We start from the raw sequence: 18,340 nt of genomic DNA, 5'->3' as shown, positions 1-18,340 counted from the left end.
TGCCATCGGACGGGGAGGGGACCCGACACGGCGACGCGAAGTTGCCGAAAATCCGGCAGAAGCCGCCGGTCAGGCCAGGGCCTGGTCGCCCACCCGGACGCCTTCCGGGGCGTTCTCCCACAGCGCGGTGAGCGCGGTGCTCACCATGAGCCGGGTCCCCACACCGATCGCGCGCTCGTCCACGTCGAAGGTGCCCCGGTGCAGGTCCAGCATGGGCCCGTCCCAGTCCGGTGAGTGGGTGCCCAGCCGGGCCAGCGCTCCGGGCGCGTGCTCCAGGTACCAGGCGAAGTCCTCGCCGCCCAGGCTCTGCGGGGTCGATCCGACCGCCTCGGCGCCCAGGGCCGCGGTGGCGGCCTCACGCATGATCTCGACGCTGCGGGCCTCGTTGATGGTGGGCGGGACACCGCGGCGGTAGGTGACCTCGGCGTCGGCGCCGTAGGCGGAGGCCACCGACTCGACCAGGCCCTTGAGGATGTCGGGGGCCGAGTGCCACGCCTCGTCGTCCAGGCAGCGGACGGTGCCCTCGGCGACGGCGTCGTCGGGGATCACGTTGGGCGCCGAACCCGCGCTGATCCGGCCCCACACCAGGCTGAAACCGGCCCGGGGGTCGATGCGGCGGGACAGGGCGGCGGGCAGTTCGGTGACGACCTTGCCGAGCGCGTAGACCAGGTCCGAGGTCAGGTGCGGACGGGCTGTGTGCCCGCCCGGACCGGACAGGCGGACCATGATCTGGTCGCAGGCGGCGGTGATGCCGCCGGTGCGCAGGCCCACCTTGCCGACGACCTGGCGGGGGTCGCAGTGCAGGGCGAAGATCCGGTCGACGCCCTCCATCGCCCCGGCCTTGACGACCTCCACCGCCCCGCCGGGGAGCTCCTCGGCGGGCTGGAAGAGCAGCCGGACCCGGCCGGGCAGGGCTCCCGCACGGTCCTGCTGCGCGAGGAAGGCCCCCGTCGCCAGCAGGACCGTGGTGTGCACGTCGTGTCCGCAGGCGTGCGCGACGCCCGGGACGGTGGAGCGGTAGGGGACGTCCTTCTCGTCGGGGAGGGGGAGCGCGTCGATGTCGGCCCGCAGGGCCACGGTGGGGCCGGGTCCGTCCCCGACGTCACAGATCAGGCCGGTTCCCTGGGGGAGGGTCCGGGGCCGCAGGCCCACCTCGCGCAGCCGTTCGGCCAGACGGCCGGTGGTGCGGTGCTCGGCGAAGGCCAGTTCCGGGTGCATGTGCAGGTCCCGGCGAAAGCCCTTGAGCTCCCGCTCATGGCGCGCCAGAAAAGCGGTCAACTGTTCCGGCAGGTCACGTCCCTGCATGCGAGGGTCCCCTCTTCGTTACACGTCTTACCGCGCACCGGCTCCGTCGCCGGCACCGACCGTCGCACGGGTGGGGCCGCCCTCGAACTCGGCGGAGAGCAGGTCCACGACGTCCTCGAGCGAACCGCCCGCCGCGACGACCGCCCGCTGGCGTTCGTAGGAGGCGCCCTTCTCCAGGACCTCGAAGACCAGGTCCAGGTCCTGCGCGCACCCCAGGCGGGTGGCGACCGGCGTTAACTCGTGGACCAGCTCGTAGAGGTCGTCACGGATCGGAACCGTGGTTCCGTGTGCGTCCGTGATGACACGGGCGTCGAGTCCGTAGCGGGTGGCCCGCCACTTGTTGTCCTTCACCACCCAGGACGGCGGGCTGGGCAAGCTGTACCCGCGGTCGAGCTGGTGATCGAACATCTCCACCAGGCTCTGGGAGAGAGCGGCGGCCATGCCCACCTCGCGCAAGGTGGGAATGCCGTCGAACATCCGGATCTCTATGGTGCCGAAATCCGGGTGCGGACGGATGTCCCACCACACTTCCTTGATAGAGGCGATGGTACCTGCCCGGAGAAGGGTTTCGAGGTATTCCTCGAAAGCGGCCCAGCCCGGGAGGTTGGGCGGGGGCCCCGAGGTGGGCAGGGCGCCGAAGACAATCGAGCGCGCGGAGGCCAGGCCGGTGTCGTGGCCGTTCCAGAATGGGCTGGAAGCACTCAAAGCAAGAAAATGCGGTAGATACTTCGCAAGTGCGTTCACGATCGGAATGGCCTTCTCCTGCCCGCGCACACCGACGTGCACGTGGACCCCGCAGGTCAGGATCCGTCGGGCCAGCCACTGCATCTGGTCCACCAGCTCGCCGTAGCGTTTGCCGGGGCTGAGCTCCTGGTCCCGCCAGTCATCGATCGGGTGGGTCCCCGAGCAGGTCAGGGTGGTTCCGTGCGGTTCGAGGACCTCACGCATCCGGGCCACGTTGCGGGAGAGGTCCAGCTTGGCCTCCTCCACCGTCTCGCAGATCCCCGTGACCACCTCCACCTGGGACTGCATGAGTTCGTGCCGCAGCGGGGGGACCGCCGCCGCACTACTCAGGTCGGGGAGGGCCGCGAGAAGCTGCTGCGCCTCCTGCCGAAGATGGCGACTGCTCCGGTCGACGAGTTGAAGCTCCCACTCGACCCCGAGCGTCGCACGTTCGGACGTTTTGAATGCGATTCCCATGTGCCCTCCAGGTGTGGGGCGGCCGCTGTGACCGACGCACCGCTCATCCCGGCGAACCGGCCAACCGGGACAGGGGAGGACTACCCGTCACACACCTCGCGCATACGGAATCAAACACCCAGAAAAAAGCGAATTCTTTCCAAGTGCTTTTCACTTCCTTTGGGGCTCCCGCCGGGGCCGGAGAGCCGTCGCGGCGGCCGCCGCACCGACCACGGCCCCCACCAGCGACAACCCGAGGGCGAGCACCCGCCGGGCGAACCGGCGCTCGGCCAGCTCCTTCGCACACGGCCGCAGAACCGGGGTCGGCCGGGTCCAGTCCATACCGTTCTCCTCCGGCAGCGGGAGGGAACCGGTGTAGGGCGGCGGCATCGGAAGCCAGGTGGCCGTCCAGGCCGCGCTGAACACCACCAGGCGCATCACCAGGTTGATCCACACCAGGAGGCCGACCAGCACGGCGAAGGACGCGTAGACCGGGTTGCTGAGCGTCCCGGCCAGCAGCTGCGTCGCGACGTTCTTGAGCACCTCGAACCCCACCGCCGCCAGCAGCGCGCCCCGCCACATCATCCTGGTCGGCCGTCCGGACCCCGACAGCAGCGCGAAGGTCAGCAGGAACAGGCACATGTTCACACCGACGGCGATGACCAGGGCCAGGGCCCGCAGGGACAGGTTCGCCAGCAACGACCCGTCCAGCCCCACCAGGGAGAGCAGCCAAACCGTGGCGGTCTGCATGACGCTGGTGAACGCGACCGTGAAGAACAGGGCCGAGCCCAGGCCGACCATGACCAGCAGGTCCCCCGCCTTGCGCAGCACGAAGTTGGGCCCGTGCTTGAGGTTCTTCAACCAGATCGAGTGCAGGGCCTCCCGCAGCGCCGACACCGAGTTCAGGCCCGCGTACAGCAGACCGAGCAGACCGAGCACGCTCGCGCCCACCCGGGCGTCGGCGATCTGGTCCATGGGCAGCTGCTGGGACAGCCCCGGCAGCACGTCGTCCAGCGCCTCCTCCAGGTAGGAGGTGAGCTCGACCTGCCGGGCCGCCAGGAAACCGACGACCGCGAAGGCCAGCGCCAGCAGCGGGAAGAAGGACAGGAAGGCGAAGTAGGTGACCCCGCCCGCCAGCTGGTTCCCCCTGCGGTCCGAGTAGCGCTCACCGGCACGCACCAGGTGGTCGACGAACGGGTACCGGCGCCGCAGCCCCCAGTAGGTGTCCATCGCCAGGTTCCGGTAGTGCCGTGCCCTGTCCTTCGCCCGGTCCAGCGCTGCGGCCATGGTCCCCCTGTCCGTTCCGTTCCCCCGTCGCCCGCCGCACTCACGGCGGCCTTCCGGCGGTTCCGCGTACGCAGGGGCACAACCTAACGTCACCGCGCCTTCGCGGGGAAAGCCCCACACCCGTCCGGTACCGAAGTGACGGCAGACTGGAACCGTACATCGACGTGGATTTCCACTGAGGGAACCGAGAACGGAGACGGCGCGTGGGGGTCACCGGGGCGCGGGTGCGGGCTGTGTTGGGGGCGAGGACCGGGGGGCCGGTCGGAGCCTGGCCGGAGGTTCCCGGCGACGGGGTCCTGGCGCTCGCCTTCGAAGAGCGTTTCGGGGCCGAGCCCGAGGGCCTGTGGCACGCGCCGGGACGGCTCGCGCTCATGGGCGAACACATCGCGGCCGGTGCCGGCCCGGCCCTGTACGCGGCCCTGCCCTGGGGGGTGACCGCCGCGGTCGGCACCACGACGGACGGGCAGCTGCACGTGGCGACGCCCAGCGGCCCGCTGAGCGGCCGGGACAGCTCGGCCCGGGCCGTGGCCGGGTCCGTGGCCGACGCGCGCGACAGGGGCGTTCTGGACACCGGGGCGGGCGTGCGGGTCCTCATCGGATCGGGCCTGCCCGCACACGCCTCCCTGGGCCGTGCCGCTGCGGCCGGCGCGGCGGTGTCCCTGGCACTGGCCGACCTCGCCGGGGCCGGCCTCCCCCCTGGGAGTCCCGTCGACCAGAGCGTGTCATTGGACGCCCGCGCCGGGCACGCGGTGCGCGTGAACCGGACCAGCGGCCGGACTACCGTGCTGCCGTTCGACCTCGCCGGGGCAGGATTGCGGCTGGTCGTGCTGGAGACCGGGGAGCTGCCCCGACGGGACCCGCGCCCGATCCGCGCCGCCGAGCTGGAGCGGGCCCAGGGCGTGCTCGGCCCGCTGCGCGCCGTCCAGGACCTGCCGGAGGCGCTGCGCGGCCTGCAGAACCCGGTGCTGCGCAGCCGGGTGGAGTACGCCGTCACCGAGGTCCACCGGCTCAACGCGGCGGTCGGGCTGCTGCGCGCGGGCCGCGCCGTGCAGATCGGACCGGTGCTGTCCGCCTCCCACCTGTCCCTGCGCCGGTTCGGCCTGCCCCTGCCCGCCGTGGAGCTGGCGGTCGAGACCGCGGCGCGAGCCGGCGCCCGGGGGGCCCGGATGTCGGGGTGGGCCGGGACGGCCCTCGCCCTGGTCGGCGAGGACCGGGCGGCCGGCGTCGCGGAGGCGGTCCGCGGTGCGTTCGCGGAGAAGGGGTGGCCCGAGCCCCGGATCCGCACCGCGGTACCCGCCGACGGGGCCCGCCGGAGGTCCTGAGCCGACTGCCCCGGAGCCCCGCCCCCGCGGTCCTCCGGGGGCGGTTCCCCGGCCGCCTGGGGAGATCGGGGTGAACCCGACTACTCTTTCAGCGATCACAAGGGACATAAGACACACCCAGGACACACGGCGCGGAGCAGATAGGCGATTCGATGGCTGACCGACGGCAGCGGGAGGAACCCGGCTCGACCGGTGAACACGACAGAGGGGGCGTGTTCCGGCGCGGGGGCGACCCCGGCAGGGCGGACGCGTTCGAGAAGCTCTACCGTTCGCGCGAGTCCGAGCAGCGGGTGGTGGGCGAGACCCGCCGGCTCCCCCTGCCGACCGGGTGCCCCCGCACCGCCCGAGGAGGCGCCCCACCCACAGCGCCGGACGCGAGTACGACGGCCGCGGCATCAAGCGCCGCGCGCAGGAGCGCCGCAGGAGGAAGGTCCGCAACGCGTTCGTCGTGGCGCTGATCCTCCTCCTGGTAATCCCCGGCGCCTTCTACCTCTGGGCGGACTCGCGGCTGGAGCGGGTCGAGGCGCTCCAGGACTACGAGGGCCGACCGGACCGCCAGCCCGGGACCACCTACATGATCGTCGGCTCCGACAGCCGCGACGGCCTGGACGACGAGCAGGTCCAGGAGCTGGCCACCGGCCGTGCCGAGGGCCGTCGCACCGACACGATCATGGTGCTGTACATGCCCCGCGACGGCGACCCCACGATCGTCAGCGTGCCGCGCGACTCCTACGTCCCCATGGCCATTCCGGGGTACGCGGACAACAAGATCAACACCGCCTTCGCCGACGCCGTGTGCGGCACCGACGAGGCGGGGACGGAGGTCTGCGGCGGTCCGGGACCGCTCGTGCAGACCTTCGAGCAGGCTTCGGGCGTGCGGATCGACCACTACGTCGAGATCGGCATGGGCGGCTTCGTCGACCTGGTCGACGCGGTCGGCGGCGTGGAGCTGTGCCCGGAGGAGCCGATGGCGGACCCGAAGGCGGGCCTGGACATCGAGGCGGGCTGCCAGGAGATGGACGGCGGCACCGCGCTGGGCTACGTGCGCACCCGCGCCACCGCGCGCGCCGACCTGGACCGGATCCAGCGCCAGCGCGAGTTCTTCTCCGCGCTGATCCAGAAGGCCAGCGCACCCTCCACGATGGTCAACCCCTTCCGTTCGGTGCCGCTGGTGCTCGCGGGCACCGACACGTTCATGGTCGACGAGGGCGACAAGCTGCGCCACCTGGCGAGCATGCTGCTGGCGATGCGCGGCGGTACCCGGACCACCGCCGTGCCGGTGGGCAGCACCCCGACCCTGGAGGGCGTGGGTTCGGTCGTTTTGTGGGACGAGGGCAGGTCCGAGCAGATGTTCGAGGCCATGCGCACCGGTGAGCCCATCCCCGAGGAGGTCATGGAGGACTAGGGCGGCGCGGCGGAGCGGGTGTCGGCCGAGGACGCCCTGGCCCGGACCGGGCCCGGACCGGCCCGCGGACGAGCGAAGGGCCCGTCACCGGAGTGACGGGCCCTTCTTCGTGACGTTCCGTACTGTGCGCGCCTACCCCCCAGCGGGCGCACGGCCGGCACGTCGGCTCGTGGTGGCCGAGGGGCGTTGAACCCGCTCTGGCCTGCCGGTTCTCACCGGCGTGTCTCCACAATAGGTCAAAGTTCGCGAAAGGTGCGAATCGTGTTCACGTGTCCTACGTCGCACCCGGAACCCGAGGCCCCTGTCCGGCTCTGCCATCCTCCCACCGCGGCCCCGCCGATGTGACCCGAACACGGGAAACACGCCGGGAACTTCCGACGCACCGGGACCCCGAACCCCCGTGAACACCGCTTTCCACGCTTTTCACCACCGGCCCCGGGGGCGGTGGGTACGACGACGCCCGGACACCCCTCGTGCGGGCGCCCGGGCGTGGTCAAGGTCTCATCGCGACCGCCGGCTCATGGCCGCCGCGAACCGACCTCCTAGGCGAGGCGCTTGCTCAGGTTCTCGTCCAGGGCGGCGAGGAACTGCTCGGTGGTCAGCCACTCCTGGTCGGATCCGATCAGCAGGGCCAGGTCCTTCGTCATCTGGCCGCCCTCGACGGTCTTGATGACGACGTCCTCGAGGGTGTTCGCGAACTCGACCACCTTCGGGGTGTTGTCCAGCTTGCCCCGGTGCTCCAGACCGCGGGTCCACGCGAAGATGGAGGCGATCGGGTTGGTCGAGGTGGGCTTGCCCTGCTGGTGCTGGCGGTAGTGACGGGTCACGGTGCCGTGGGCGGCCTCGGCCTCCACGGTGCGGCCGTCAGCGGTGCGCAGGACCGAGGTCATCAGGCCGAGCGAGCCGTAGCCCTGGGCGACGGTGTCGGACTGGACGTCGCCGTCGTAGTTCTTGCACGCCCAGACGTAGCCGCCCTCCCACTTGAGCGCGGCGGCGACCATGTCGTCGATGAGGCGGTGCTCGTAGGTCAGGCCGGCGGCGGCGAACTTGTCCTTGAACTCGGTCTCGAAGATCTCCTCGAACACGTCCTTGAACATGCCGTCGTAGGCCTTGAGGATGGTGTTCTTGGTGGACATGTACACCGGGTAGTTGCGGTCCAGGCCGTAGTTCAGGCTGGCCCGCGCGAAGTCCTCGATGGACTTGCGGAAGTTGTACATGCCCATCGCGACGCCGCCCGCCTCGGGGAAGTCCGCGACGTCGAACTCGACCGGCTGGCTGCCGTCGGCCGGGGTGTAGGTCATGGTGACCGTGCCGGGGCCGGGCACCTTGAAGTCGGTGGCCTTGTACTGGTCGCCGTGGGCGTGACGGCCGATGATGACCGGCTTGGTCCAGCCCGGCACCAGCCGCGGCACGTTCTCGCAGATGATGGGCTCGCGGAAGACGACACCGCCGAGGATGTTGCGGATGGTGCCGTTGGGCGACCGCCACATCTTCTTGAGGCCGAACTCCTCGACCCGGGCCTCGTCCGGCGTGATGGTGGCGCACTTGACGCCGACGCCGTGCTCCTTGATGGCGTTGGCCGCGTCGACGGTGATCTGGTCGTCGGTGCGGTCACGCTCCTCGATGCCGAGGTCGTAGTACTTCAGGTCGATGTCGAGGTACGGCAGGATCAGACGGTCCTTGATGAAGGACCAGATGATCCGGGTCATCTCGTCGCCGTCGAGCTCGACTACGGGGTTTTCGACCTTGATCTTGGCCATGGCTGTGTGGCTGTCCCTTCAGTCTTCGCTACCGCCTCGTGCGGCGGAGGGCCGGAACCGGTTCGTGGCCGGCTCCGGGTTCCGCGCGCGCGGCAATCCCCTGATCCCGCCCGGTATCCGTGCTTACCGGGGAGGCGGTGCTTGTCGGTGTCGCAGTATCTCGACATCAAGCTTATTCGACGCCTAGGCGGAGAGTTGCGGCGCCACCCAGGCCAACACGATCAGCAGGCCCGCGAGCGAGACCAGGGTGAGCAGGTCGACCCACCTCCGGCGCACCGCCAGCAGACCGATCCAGTCCTTGGGCAGGAGCAACCTGAAGGTCGCCGCGAGCAGCAGCGCACCCGCGATGATCGCCGGGCCGCGTTTGAAGTGGGCCGCGGCCACGACCGCGATCCCCGCGGCCAGAGCCGACAGGACCAGGGCATAGGGCACCTGGGAAAGCCAGTAGGGAACTTTCCTCCGGCCGCCCTCCACCGCGCCCGAACCTCCGTCCGGGGCGCGCCCGTCCGACTCCGCCACCTCAGCCTGCTCCGCGTCGTCCACCCAGTCCCGACCTGTTCGTTTCCGAATTGCTTGGCCGCCGCGCGGCTCGTTCTGCCGACCTCTCCCCGGGCGTCTGGCACAGACCGGCCAACCCTCGAAAGGAGACTGTCCGAAACCGGACAGCACTCCAGTGTGGCTCATGTTCCTGGTGGCCCCGGTCGGGCCCGTGTGCGACGGACCCCGACACCCGGGAGAGGACCCGCCCATTGTAGTGAACGGCACCGCCGGAGCCCCAGAGCTCACAGAAACGGACTTGTCCCCCTTCGGGGACATCAGTGACCGTTTCCTACTCCCGATTCGGCCACAGAGCCGTATTTCCGCGCCTTATCCGCCTAACTCCGGAGTAAGCGCGTAGAACGCGTACCAGCCGGGTAACCCAGAGTGGAGATGAGCGCACCGGTGAGCGAGGACCACCCCCATGAAGCCCACGCGACGTGTAGACCGAGCCGCCACCCCCCGACAGCCGCCCCTCCCCCACCGCCGACCCCACCCCCACCGACCGCGCCCCACCAGCACGGGAGGAGCCACCGTGGACGGCCCCTATCTGCGGGTGGAGGAGTCCGGGGACATCCGCCCGCTCCCCGCCGAGGTGACCACCGTCGGCCGCGGTGAGGGCACCGACATCCGGCTGCACGATCCGAGCGTGTCCCAGCTCCACGCCGAACTCGTCCGCCGGGGGCCCTACGTCTACGTCGTCGACCTGGGCCTGTCCCGCAACGGCACCCGGGTCAACGGCCGCCCGATCGCCCGGCGCGTCCTGGCCGAGGGCGACGTGGTGAGCTTCGGCACCGCCCGCTGCCGGATCGGCGGCCTGCCCAACGAACAGCTCAGCCCCGACATCGAGCTCCGCCGGGGCGCCGCCCCCGAACTCACCCGGCGCGAACTGGACGTACTGACCGCCCTGTGCCAGCCCGCGCTCTCCGAGGAGGCCTTCGTCGCCCCCGCCACCGCCCGCGACATCGCCGAAGCACTGGTGGTCACCGAGGCCGCGGTCAAACAGCACCTGCTCCGGCTCTACCAGAAGTTCCGCATCCCGGAGGGGCAGAACCGCCGCACCCGGCTGGCCAACGAGGTCGTGGCCCTGGGCCTGGTCCGCCCGATGCCGCTGGGCGACTCCTCCCGCCGGGCGAGCTGAGCGCCCGGCCCGGACGTGGCGAGGGGGCGGCCCCGTGCGGGACCGCCCCCTCGGACGGGCGGCAGGAACGCCGGACAGCCGGATCAGACCAGCGAACCGGCCTGACGCTCAGCGGCCTCCACCACGTTGACCAGCAGCATGGCCCGGGTCATCGGGCCCACGCCGCCGGGGTTGGGGGACACGTGCCCGGCGACCTCGGGGACGTCGAGGGCGACGTCCCCGGCCAGCCCGTCGTCGGTGCGCGTCACACCCACGTCCAGCACGGCCGCGCCCGGCTTGACCATGTCCTTGGTGATCAGCCCGGGGACACCCGCACCGGCGACGATGATGTCGGCCTTGCGCGTGTGCTCGGCCAGGTCACGGGTGCCGGTGTGGCACAGGGTGACGGTGGCGTTCTCCGAGCGGCGGGTCAGCAGCAGGCCGAGGGGGCGCCCCACGGTCACACCGCGTCCGACCACCACGACCTCCGCGCCCCGGATCGGCACCTCGTAGCGGTTGAGGAGCTCCACGATGCCGCGCGGGGTGCACGGCAGCGGGGCCTCCTCCATCAGGACGAGCTTGCCCAGGTTGACCGGCTGGAGGCCGTCGGCGTCCTTGGCCGGGTCGATCAGCCCCAGCACCCGGTTCTCGTCCAGCCCCCGGGGAAGCGGCAGCTGCACGATGTACCCGGTGCAGGCCGGGTCCTCGTTGAGTTCGTGCACCGCCTGCTCCACCTGCTCCTGGGTGGCGTCCGCGGGCAGGTCGCGGCGGATGCTGGCGATGCCGACCTGGGCGCAGTCGCGGTGCTTGCCGCGCACGTAGGAGTGGCTGCCCGGGTCGTCGCCGACCAGGACGGTACCGAGACCGGGGGCCAGGCCCCTGGCGTGCAGCTTGGCCACCCGCTCCGCCAGCTCCTCGCGAATGGCCTTCGCGGTGGCCTTTCCGTCCAGAACGATCGCGCTCATACGTTGCTCCTCGCTGACTGGGCTAGTGGAAGAAGTGGCGGGTGCCGGTGAGGTACATGGTGACCCCGGCGGCCTCCGCGGCGGCGATGACCTCGGCGTCGCGGACCGAGCCGCCGGGCTGGACGACGGCGCGGACCCCGGCCTTGGTGAGGATCTCCAGCCCGTCGGCGAACGGGAAGAAGGCGTCGCTGGCGGCCACGGAGCCCCTGACCCGCTCACCGGCGCGGGAGACGGCGAGGCCGGCCGAGTCGACCCGGTTGACCTGGCCCATGCCGACACCGACCGTGGCGCCGTCGGAGGCGAGCAGGATCGCGTTGGACTTGACCGCCCGCACGGCCTTCCAGGCGAAGGCCAGGTCGGCGAGGAGGGCCTCGTCGGCCGCCTCCCCGGTGGCCAGCGTCCAGGTGGCGGGGTCGTCGCCCTCGGCGTCGACGACGTCGGTGTCCTGGACCAGCAGACCGCCGCTGATCTGGCGGGTCTCCACGCGCGGGCCCCGGGCCGGGTCGGCCACGGCCAGCAGGCGGATGTTCTTCTTCCCGGAGAGCTTCTCGACGGCCTCGGGGGTGAAGCCGGGGGCGACGACGACCTCGGTGAAGATCTCGAAGATCTGCTCGGCCAGCTCGGCGCCGACCTCGCGGTTGGTGGCGATCACACCGCCGAACGCCGAGACCGGGTCGCTGGCGTGCGCCTTGCGGTGCGCCTCGGCGTTGTCGGCGCCCACCGCGATGCCGCACGGGTTGGCGTGCTTGATGATGGCCACGCACGGCTCGTCGAAGTCGTGGGCGGCACGCAGGGCGGCGTCGGCGTCGACGTAGTTGTTGTAGGACATGGCCTTGCCGTGCAGCTGTTCGGCACCGGCCAGGCCGGTGCCGGCCGAACCCGCCTCGGCGTACAGCGCGGCCCTCTGGTGCGGGTTCTCGCCGTACCGCAGGGCGGCGGTGCGGGTGTGCGCGGAGGCGCGGAACGCGGGCCACCCGGTGGACTCGGCTTCGGCGTCGGGCGCGTACGCACCGGCGAACCAGTCGGCCACCGCGGCGTCGTAGGCGGCGGTGTGCTGGAAGGCCAGGCCCGCCAGCCGCTTGCGCTGCTCCAGGGTGAAGCCGCCATCCCGGACGGCCTCCAGGACGGAGTCGTAGCCGGCGGGGTCGACAGCGATCGCCACGCTGCCGTGGTTCTTGGCCGAGGCGCGCACCATCGCGGGGCCGCCGATGTCGATCTTCTCGATGCAGTCGGCCTCGGAGGCGCCGGAGGCAACGGTGTCGGAGAAGGGGTAGAGGTTGACCACGACCAGGTCGAAGGGGGCGATGCCCAGTTCGTCGATCTTGGCGACGTGGTCGGGGTTGCCCTGGTCGGCGAGGAGCCCGGCGTGCACGGCCGGGTGCAGGGTCTTGACCCGGCCCTCCATGATCTCGGGGAACCCCGTGACGTCCTCGACGGGGGTGACGGGGACGCCGGCCGCGGTGAGGCGGGCGGCCGTGGAGCCGGTGGAGACGATCTCCACCCCGGCCTCGGCCAGGCCGACGCCCAGCGCCTCCAGGCCGGTCTTGTCGTACACGCTGATCAACGCACGCCTGATGGCCTGCTGGGTCACCTGGAACTCCTTGTGTCGGTGCGGCCGAACCGCACGTGCCTGCCGTCGATGGTCCAGCCCTCGCGGGCGAGGCGGCCGACCGTGTCGACCAGCATCCGCCTCTCCACGGTCTTGATCCGCTCGTGGAGGCTGGCCTCGTCGTCGCCGTCCTCGACGGGTACCGCGACCTGGTCGATGATCGGACCGGAGTCGACGCCCTCGTCGAGGAAGTGGATGGTGGTGCCGGTGACACGGACACCGTGGGCGAGCGCGTCGCGTACGGCGTGCGCGCCGGGGAAGGAGGGCAGCAGCGCCGGGTGGATGTTGACGGCCTGGTGGCGGCCGACCACGGCGGGCCCGAGGATGCGCATGAAACCGGCGGAGACCACCAGGTCGGGCGTGTGTTCCGCGATCCGGTCGGACATGGCTGTGTCCCAGGCCGACCGGTCGGCGTAGGAACGGAACGGTACGACGAACGTGGGTACACCGGCCGCCCGGGCCACCTCGACACCGCGTGTTCCCTCGCGGTCCGATCCCACGGCGACGATCTCGGCCCCGTATTCGGGGTCCTTCGCGGCTTCCATCAGGGCGGCCATGTTGCTGCCCGTCCCCGATATGAGAACCACCACTCGCGCGGACAAAGCGTGCTTCTCCCTCATGTGTAGAAGAACGGTGTGGGGACCCCCGGTCCCCACCCCGGGGGCGCCGGGGGACGGCGCAGCATCCGGGATTCGCGTACGCCTGGTACAGACGCCAGGCCTGGGCCTATCCGGCCCGTCCGCGTTCACACCCTATCGGGCCGGGTAGCGTCTACCTCACGCGGACCGGCCCTTCCCCGCCTCCCCGGAGGCGCCGGGGGCCGGGGCTCCGCGCCACCATCGCCACCCGCTCCGCGCAGGCGCGCGCGGACCACGGCGCCCCGCGGTACGGGGCGTCCCCGAAGGAGTGAACCTGTGACCGACAACAGCCCGGAGCACCGTGCCGAAGGCCAGCCGCCCAAGGTCGAGCGAGGAGGCCTGTGGGGACTGTTCCTCGGCCTGGCGGGCCTGCTGCTCCCGCCCTACGGTGTGGTGCTGTCCGTGTTCGGTGTCGTCCAGGGGTTCCGGGCCCGCCGCGCCGCACGCGCGCACAGCTCCCAGGCGCCGGGCGCCCTGATGAGCGTGGCCCTGGGCGTGGTCGGGATCGTGATGTCCACGAGCATGCTGGCGGTCCTCTTCGTCTACCAGGAGGAGGTCACCGAATTCCGTGACTGCTCCGCCAGGGCCCACACGGTGTCCACCCAGAAGGAGTGCGAGAGCGCCTGGGAGTCCGACACCGGCCTGCCGCCGGTGGTCGTGGGCGGCTAGGAGAGACGGGAGGGCGGACCTCCCGGTGAGGGGGCGGTGGGCAGGGGCCCGCCGCCCCCTCGCGCGCGTCCCGGGGCCCGTCCCCGGTCGCCGCACGTCACGACCGGTTTCCGGACAGCTTCCTCTGGGGAAAGGGCTGTTTCCCAAAGCACCAGGTGCAGCCAAAGGCATTACACTTAGTATGCAATCGTTTACTAAAAGTGCTGCCATGTCTGCGTGGAGAGGACCCGATGGACACCGACGTCCCCGGCTCATCCGGACCGGAACTGAAGGAGTACACCGCTCTGCTGAGGCGCCGCTGGCGTCTGGTGGGCGCCGGGGTGCTCGGCGGGCTGGTCCTCGCCACCGCCGGGGTGGTCGCCGTTCCGTCGACCTACACCTCGGCCGCCGCCGTGCAGGTCCGCCCGACCGGAATGGCCGAGTTCACCGGGGAGCGGTCCGGCCGCCTGACCGGCGACGTCAACCTGGACAGCGAGGCCCAGGTCGTACTCTCCGACCAGGTCACCACCGTCATGGCCGACGCCCTGCCCGGCGACCCCGCCCCCGCGGACCTGCGTGAGCGGATCGACGTGACCGTCCCCTCCAACAGCAACATCCTCGAACTCCACTACTCCGCCCGCACACCCGAGGCCGCGCGGGAAGGGGCCGACGCCCTCGCCGCCGCCTACCTCGAACACCGGGGCGAACAGGCCCGGTCCCTCATCAACGGTCGGCTGGACGCGCTGCGCGGCGAGCAGGAGGGGCTCTACGAGAGGCTGTCCGACCTGACCGCGGAGAACGCCGGGGCGGTCGGCGCGGACCGGGTCAGCGCCGACGCCCAGGCCGAGGCGGTACGCCAGGAGATCAGCGACCTCGGCAACGGCATCAGCCCGCTGAGCGCCCTCCACGAGACGGTCTCCCCCGGCCAGGTCATCACCCCGGCCGGCCTCCCCGAGACCCCCACCTCCCCCGTGCCCCTCCTGTGGCTGGTCGCGGGCGCCGCCCTCGGGCTGGTCGCCGGGCTCCTCGCCGCCCTGGTCCGCGACCGACTGGACCCGCGCGTGCACGACACCGAGGACACCGCCCGGATCGGCTCCGTCCCCGTCCTGCTGGAGCTGTCCGGCTCCGGCCTGTCCACCGAGGCGGACCCGGACGGCCAGCGCGCCAACGGGTTCGCGCACCTGGTCCGCGCCCGCCTCGCCGACCACGGGACCGGCCGCGTCGTCCTGGTCACCGGGACCGCCCCGGGGCGCTCGAGCTCCGCCGCCGCGGTGAACCTGGCGGCGGCCCTCGCCCGGACCGGCTCCGAGACCCTGTTGGTCTGCGCCGACCCGCGCACCGACACCGTCAGCGAACTGCTCGGGCTGGCCGAGGGCCCCGGCCTAGCCGAGATCCTGGTCGACGGCGAGGACCCCGCCGAACTGGAGGTCCGCCCCGCCGCCGTTCCGCGCCTACGGGTGCTGCGCAACGGGCGCTCCGGGACGGCGGCGCCGGTCCAGAGCAGCGCCGCGGAACTGGTGGAGCTGCTGCGCGGACACGCCGAGTTCGTGGTGGTCCTCACCGCCGCGTTCGGTGAGAGCGCGGACGCCCAGGCTCTGGCCTCCTCCGCCGACCTGCTCCTGCCCGTGGTCGAGCTGGGCCGGAGCCGCCGCACGGACCTGGTCGGAACGGTGACCGCCGGAGCCCGGTTCGACGTCACCGTCCCGGGCGCCATCACCGTCCCGCGCCAGCCGGGCCCGGGCCCCGTCCCGGCCGCGCCCGCCACTCCGCGCCCCGTTCCCCCGGCCCCGCGCAAACCCAGCGGCACCGGTACCGCCGCGGACGCTCCGGGCCACGCCGACCACGGGGCCGTACCCGCCGGGTCCCGGCGTTGACCGGCCGTGGCACCGCCGTACCGGGACCGTACGCGACCGGTGCGGCCCGGGGGGTCCTACCGGGACGCGAAGCCGCCCCGGTCACCGGGTGGCCGCTGGTGTGGCTGCTGGCCGGCTACCCGCTGTGGTGGGCACTGGGCATGGGCCAGTTCGCGTACTGGCTGTTCGCCGTGCCGATGCTGGCCGAACTGGTGCGCCGCCACCGGACGGTGGGGCTGCGGGTCCCGCCGGGGTTCTGGCTGTGGGGGCTCTTCCTGGCGTGGACGGTCCTCGGCCTGGCGCTGATTCCGCTGGAGATGCCCGGAACGGTCCCGGACAGCGGCGGCTACCCCGGGGCCCTGCTGCGGGTGGTCAACTACCTCGTCCTGACCGTGCTGCTGCTCTACGCGGGCAACCTGACCGAGCGCGAACTCCCCGTGCGGCTGGTCGTGTGGTCCCTGGCGGTGCTGTGCCTGACCACGATCGCCGGGGGCTACCTCGGGATGCTCGCGCCCCGGTTCGAGTTCACGGCCCCGCTGGAGTACCTGGTCCCGGGCTCACTGGCCGCCGACCCCTACCTGCAGACACTGATCCACCCGGCCTCGGCGCAGATCATGGACGTCTTCGGCGGGGTCGAGACGCCCCGCCCGAAGGCGCCCTGGGAGTACACCAACGTCTGGGGCTACATGCTGTCCCTGCTGTTGGTCTGGGTCGTGGTGGGCTGGGTCGCCGGGGGCCCGGGGTGGTCCCGTCTGGGTGCCCTGGCCGCGATCGCGCTGGCCGTGGTCCCGATCGTGTACTCCCTGAACCGTGCGCTCTGGGCCGGGTTGGCGCTGTCGCTGGCGTTCGGCGCCGCCCAGGCGCTGCGCCGGGGGCGGGTCGTCCTGGTCGGGGCCGGGGCCGTCGCCGTGGTCGCGGTTCTGCTCGCCCTGGCCCTGTCACCGCTGGCCGAGATCGTACGGGCCCGTGCGGAGAACCCGCACAGCGACGACGGCCGGGCCGCGACCAACATCGCGTCCGTGGAGGCCGCGAACCTGTCCCCGGTGGTCGGCTGGGGCACCACCCGCGAGAGTCTGGGCAGCTCGGAATCGATCGCCGTGGGCCCCACTCCCGGCTGTCCGGGCTGCGGTCAGCACGTCATCGGCAACGCCGGACAGCTGTGGATGACCCTCATCGCCAGCGGCTGGGTGGGCGCGTTCCTGCTCTTCGCGTTCTTCGCGCGGGTGGCCTGGCGCTACCGGGCGGCCTCGACCGCGGTCGGGCAGGGCGCCCTGCTCACCGTCCTGCTTCTGTTCTGGTACATGTTCTTCTACGTCGCGCTCATGTCCCCGCTCGCCGTCACCATGATCGCCGTCGCCCTGCTCTGGCGGTGCGAGGAACCGGCGCTCCGGAGTCGCGGGACCGCGCGCACCGGCGGAGGTGCCTGGTGAACAGCGAGACCACCTATCTGACCGACCTCGCGGCGGTGCTGTGGCCCTGCGGGGGCCTGCTCGGCCCGGACGACGGCACGGTGCGGCGGATGGCCCACCGGAACCGGGGCAACCAGTACCTTCCGGTGCCCAACGCGCACAACCCGCGGGTGATCCTGCCGGCCCACAACCGCTCGGCGGCCGCCCGTGGCATCACCTCCTTCTCCCAGGGGCACTCCCTGCGGGAACGGTTGCGGACACTGCTCCTGACCAGCGCGTTCGCAACCGGGATCGCTCCACTGCTGCTGCGCGACCGGCTGTACGTGGGTGCGGGCCCGGGGATCGAGCACGCGCTCACCGCAGCCCTGGACCGCGATCTCGCCATCGCGATCCACGTGGGGCCGCCGCGCGCCAACCGCAAACCGGTCCTGCTGCTGCTCACGCCGGGCGGACGGACCATCGGTTACGCCAAGGTCGCCATCAACGACCTCACCTCCCGCCTGGTGCGGGCGGAGACCCGGGCCCTGCGCCACCTCGCGGAGTCCAGGCTCCGGGACGTGACCGTGCCGCGCCTGCTCTACGACGGCGAGTGGAACGGCCACCCCCTGCTGGTCCAGGAGGCGCTGCCGGTCGGTGACCAGACCGACCGGCCCACCCGGCACCAGCTGCTGCGCTGCGTCACCCAGATCGTGGGGCTGGCACGGGTGCGGGAGCGCAGACTCTCGGCGAGCCCCTACCGGCGGTCGCTGGACGAGCGCATCGCCAAGCTCGGCGCCCGTCCCGAAGCCGCTCCCCTGCGTGCCGCGCTCCACCGCCTACCGGACGTGTCACTGCCCTTCGGGGCCTGGCACGGCGATCTGACCAGGTGGAACATCGCCAGCACGGCACGGAGGGCGTTCGTGTGGGACTGGGAGCGGCTCGCCATGGACGCGCCCGCCGGGTTCGACGCCCTGCACTACGACCTCAACGAGTCCGTCCAGGCCGGGGTGCACCCGGGCGTCCACCGCTGGTTGGACACCGGTTCCCGGCTGCTGCGCGACCCGCTGCTGGCGGAGAGCGGGCTGCGGGAGCACGCCGTCTCCACCGTGATGGCGCTGTACCTGATCGACCTCGCCACCCGCTACCTCCACGACCGCCAGTCGGAGAGCGGAAACGACCTCGCCGCCGTTGACGACTGGCTGCTGCCGGCGCTGGAGGGACTCCAGGACAGAGCCGCGCACGAGGCGGCCCACGCCGTGTGAGCTCCCGCCCGCGGGCGGGAGCCACCGCGGCGGCCGACACAGCCGCACGCACAGCGCCGACG

At 72.0% G+C, this 18,340-nt stretch carries 14 protein-coding genes and 1 pseudogene; 7 read left to right on the top strand and 8 right to left on the bottom strand.

Annotated elements, in window-relative coordinates:
• Positions 1-69 precede the first annotated feature (69 nt).
• The 3 genes from AC0VYD_RS04070 to AC0VYD_RS04060 form a co-directional block, all read right to left on the bottom strand.
• Positions 70-1,305 carry a M20 family metallopeptidase gene (locus AC0VYD_RS04070; RefSeq protein WP_475478658.1) on the bottom strand — a complete coding sequence of 412 codons (1,236 nt, stop codon included), beginning with the start codon at positions 1,303-1,305 and terminating at the stop codon, positions 70-72.
• A gap of 27 nt (positions 1,306-1,332) precedes the next feature.
• Positions 1,333-2,505 carry a glutamate--cysteine ligase gene (locus tag AC0VYD_RS04065; protein WP_475478657.1) on the bottom strand — a complete coding sequence of 391 codons (1,173 nt, stop codon included), beginning with the start codon at positions 2,503-2,505 and terminating at the stop codon, positions 1,333-1,335.
• Positions 2,506-2,655: 150 nt separating this feature from the next.
• Positions 2,656-3,771, bottom strand: a complete 1,116-nt coding sequence (locus AC0VYD_RS04060; RefSeq protein WP_475478656.1) for a YihY/virulence factor BrkB family protein — start codon at positions 3,769-3,771, stop codon at positions 2,656-2,658.
• 203 nt (positions 3,772-3,974) lie between these two features.
• On the opposite strand from AC0VYD_RS04060, the gene AC0VYD_RS04055 reads away from it, so the two are divergent.
• Positions 3,975-5,093 carry a galactokinase family protein gene (locus AC0VYD_RS04055; protein ID WP_475478655.1) on the top strand — a complete coding sequence of 373 codons (1,119 nt, stop codon included), beginning with the start codon at positions 3,975-3,977 and terminating at the stop codon, positions 5,091-5,093.
• 152 nt (positions 5,094-5,245) lie between these two features.
• Positions 5,246-6,498: pseudogene (locus AC0VYD_RS04050) on the top strand (LCP family protein).
• Between the two features lie 542 nt (positions 6,499-7,040).
• Here the strand turns inward: AC0VYD_RS04050 and AC0VYD_RS04045 are convergent.
• Complete coding sequence (locus tag AC0VYD_RS04045) at positions 7,041-8,258, bottom strand: NADP-dependent isocitrate dehydrogenase (RefSeq protein ID WP_191268573.1); 1,218 nt, start codon at positions 8,256-8,258, stop codon at positions 7,041-7,043.
• Positions 8,259-8,441: 183 nt separating this feature from the next.
• On the bottom strand, positions 8,442-8,801 hold the full coding sequence (locus tag AC0VYD_RS04040; RefSeq protein ID WP_475478654.1) for a DUF3017 domain-containing protein: 360 nt from the start codon (positions 8,799-8,801) through the stop codon (positions 8,442-8,444).
• A gap of 529 nt (positions 8,802-9,330) precedes the next feature.
• On the opposite strand from AC0VYD_RS04040, the gene AC0VYD_RS04035 reads away from it, so the two are divergent.
• Positions 9,331-9,936: an FHA domain-containing protein gene (locus AC0VYD_RS04035; RefSeq protein WP_475478653.1), complete on the top strand. Its 606-nt coding sequence runs from the start codon at positions 9,331-9,333 to the stop codon at positions 9,934-9,936.
• 83 nt (positions 9,937-10,019) lie between these two features.
• On the opposite strand, the gene AC0VYD_RS04030 is transcribed toward AC0VYD_RS04035, so the two are convergent.
• The 3 genes from AC0VYD_RS04030 to purN are packed head-to-tail and all read right to left on the bottom strand — an operon-like array spanning position 10,020 to position 13,079.
• Positions 10,020-10,880, bottom strand: coding sequence for a bifunctional methylenetetrahydrofolate dehydrogenase/methenyltetrahydrofolate cyclohydrolase (locus AC0VYD_RS04030; RefSeq protein ID WP_475478652.1), 861 nt, complete (start codon positions 10,878-10,880; stop codon positions 10,020-10,022).
• Positions 10,881-10,902: 22 nt separating this feature from the next.
• Positions 10,903-12,471, bottom strand: coding sequence for a bifunctional phosphoribosylaminoimidazolecarboxamide formyltransferase/IMP cyclohydrolase (purH, locus tag AC0VYD_RS04025; RefSeq protein ID WP_475478651.1), 1,569 nt, complete (start codon positions 12,469-12,471; stop codon positions 10,903-10,905).
• Positions 12,468-13,079, bottom strand: a complete 612-nt coding sequence (purN, locus tag AC0VYD_RS04020) for a phosphoribosylglycinamide formyltransferase (protein WP_475480172.1) — start codon at positions 13,077-13,079, stop codon at positions 12,468-12,470. Before purN ends, purH begins: the two co-directional genes overlap by 4 nt.
• A 324-nt stretch (positions 13,080-13,403) precedes the next feature.
• Between purN and AC0VYD_RS04015 the strand changes: the two genes are divergently transcribed.
• From AC0VYD_RS04015 to AC0VYD_RS04000, 4 genes are all read left to right on the top strand, one after another.
• Positions 13,404-13,796 carry a DUF4190 domain-containing protein gene (locus tag AC0VYD_RS04015; RefSeq protein WP_475478650.1) on the top strand — a complete coding sequence of 131 codons (393 nt, stop codon included), beginning with the start codon at positions 13,404-13,406 and terminating at the stop codon, positions 13,794-13,796.
• A 230-nt stretch (positions 13,797-14,026) separates the two neighbouring features.
• On the top strand, positions 14,027-15,649 hold the full coding sequence (locus AC0VYD_RS04010) for a chain length determinant family protein (protein WP_475478649.1): 1,623 nt from the start codon (positions 14,027-14,029) through the stop codon (positions 15,647-15,649).
• Positions 15,646-17,058, top strand: a complete 1,413-nt coding sequence (locus tag AC0VYD_RS04005) for a ligase (protein ID WP_475478648.1) — start codon at positions 15,646-15,648, stop codon at positions 17,056-17,058. The genes AC0VYD_RS04010 and AC0VYD_RS04005 overlap by 4 nt, the downstream gene beginning before the upstream one ends.
• Positions 17,055-18,278, top strand: coding sequence for a phosphotransferase (locus AC0VYD_RS04000; RefSeq protein ID WP_475478647.1), 1,224 nt, complete (start codon positions 17,055-17,057; stop codon positions 18,276-18,278). The genes AC0VYD_RS04005 and AC0VYD_RS04000 overlap by 4 nt, the downstream gene beginning before the upstream one ends.
• Positions 18,279-18,340: the final 62 nt, after the last annotated feature.

It is taken from the genome of Nocardiopsis sp. iso_40 (assembly GCF_056173285.1).
Note: the sequence above shows the minus strand (reverse complement) of the source record. Positions and strands in the feature narration are given on the sequence as shown.

Excerpts from the sequence above, each read along its gene's own strand:
- AC0VYD_RS04070 (WP_475478658.1), bottom strand. The coding sequence starts at position 1,305 with ATGCAGGGACGTGACCTGCCGGAACAGTTGACCGCTTTTCTGGCGCGC.
- AC0VYD_RS04065 (WP_475478657.1), bottom strand. The coding sequence starts at position 2,505 with ATGGGAATCGCATTCAAAACGTCCGAACGTGCGACGCTCGGGGTCGAG.
- AC0VYD_RS04060 (WP_475478656.1), bottom strand. The coding sequence starts at position 3,771 with ATGGCCGCAGCGCTGGACCGGGCGAAGGACAGGGCACGGCACTACCGG.
- AC0VYD_RS04045 (WP_191268573.1), bottom strand. The coding sequence starts at position 8,258 with ATGGCCAAGATCAAGGTCGAAAACCCCGTAGTCGAGCTCGACGGCGAC.
- AC0VYD_RS04030 (WP_475478652.1), bottom strand. The coding sequence starts at position 10,880 with ATGAGCGCGATCGTTCTGGACGGAAAGGCCACCGCGAAGGCCATTCGC.
- AC0VYD_RS04010 (WP_475478649.1), top strand. The coding sequence starts at position 14,027 with ATGGACACCGACGTCCCCGGCTCATCCGGACCGGAACTGAAGGAGTAC.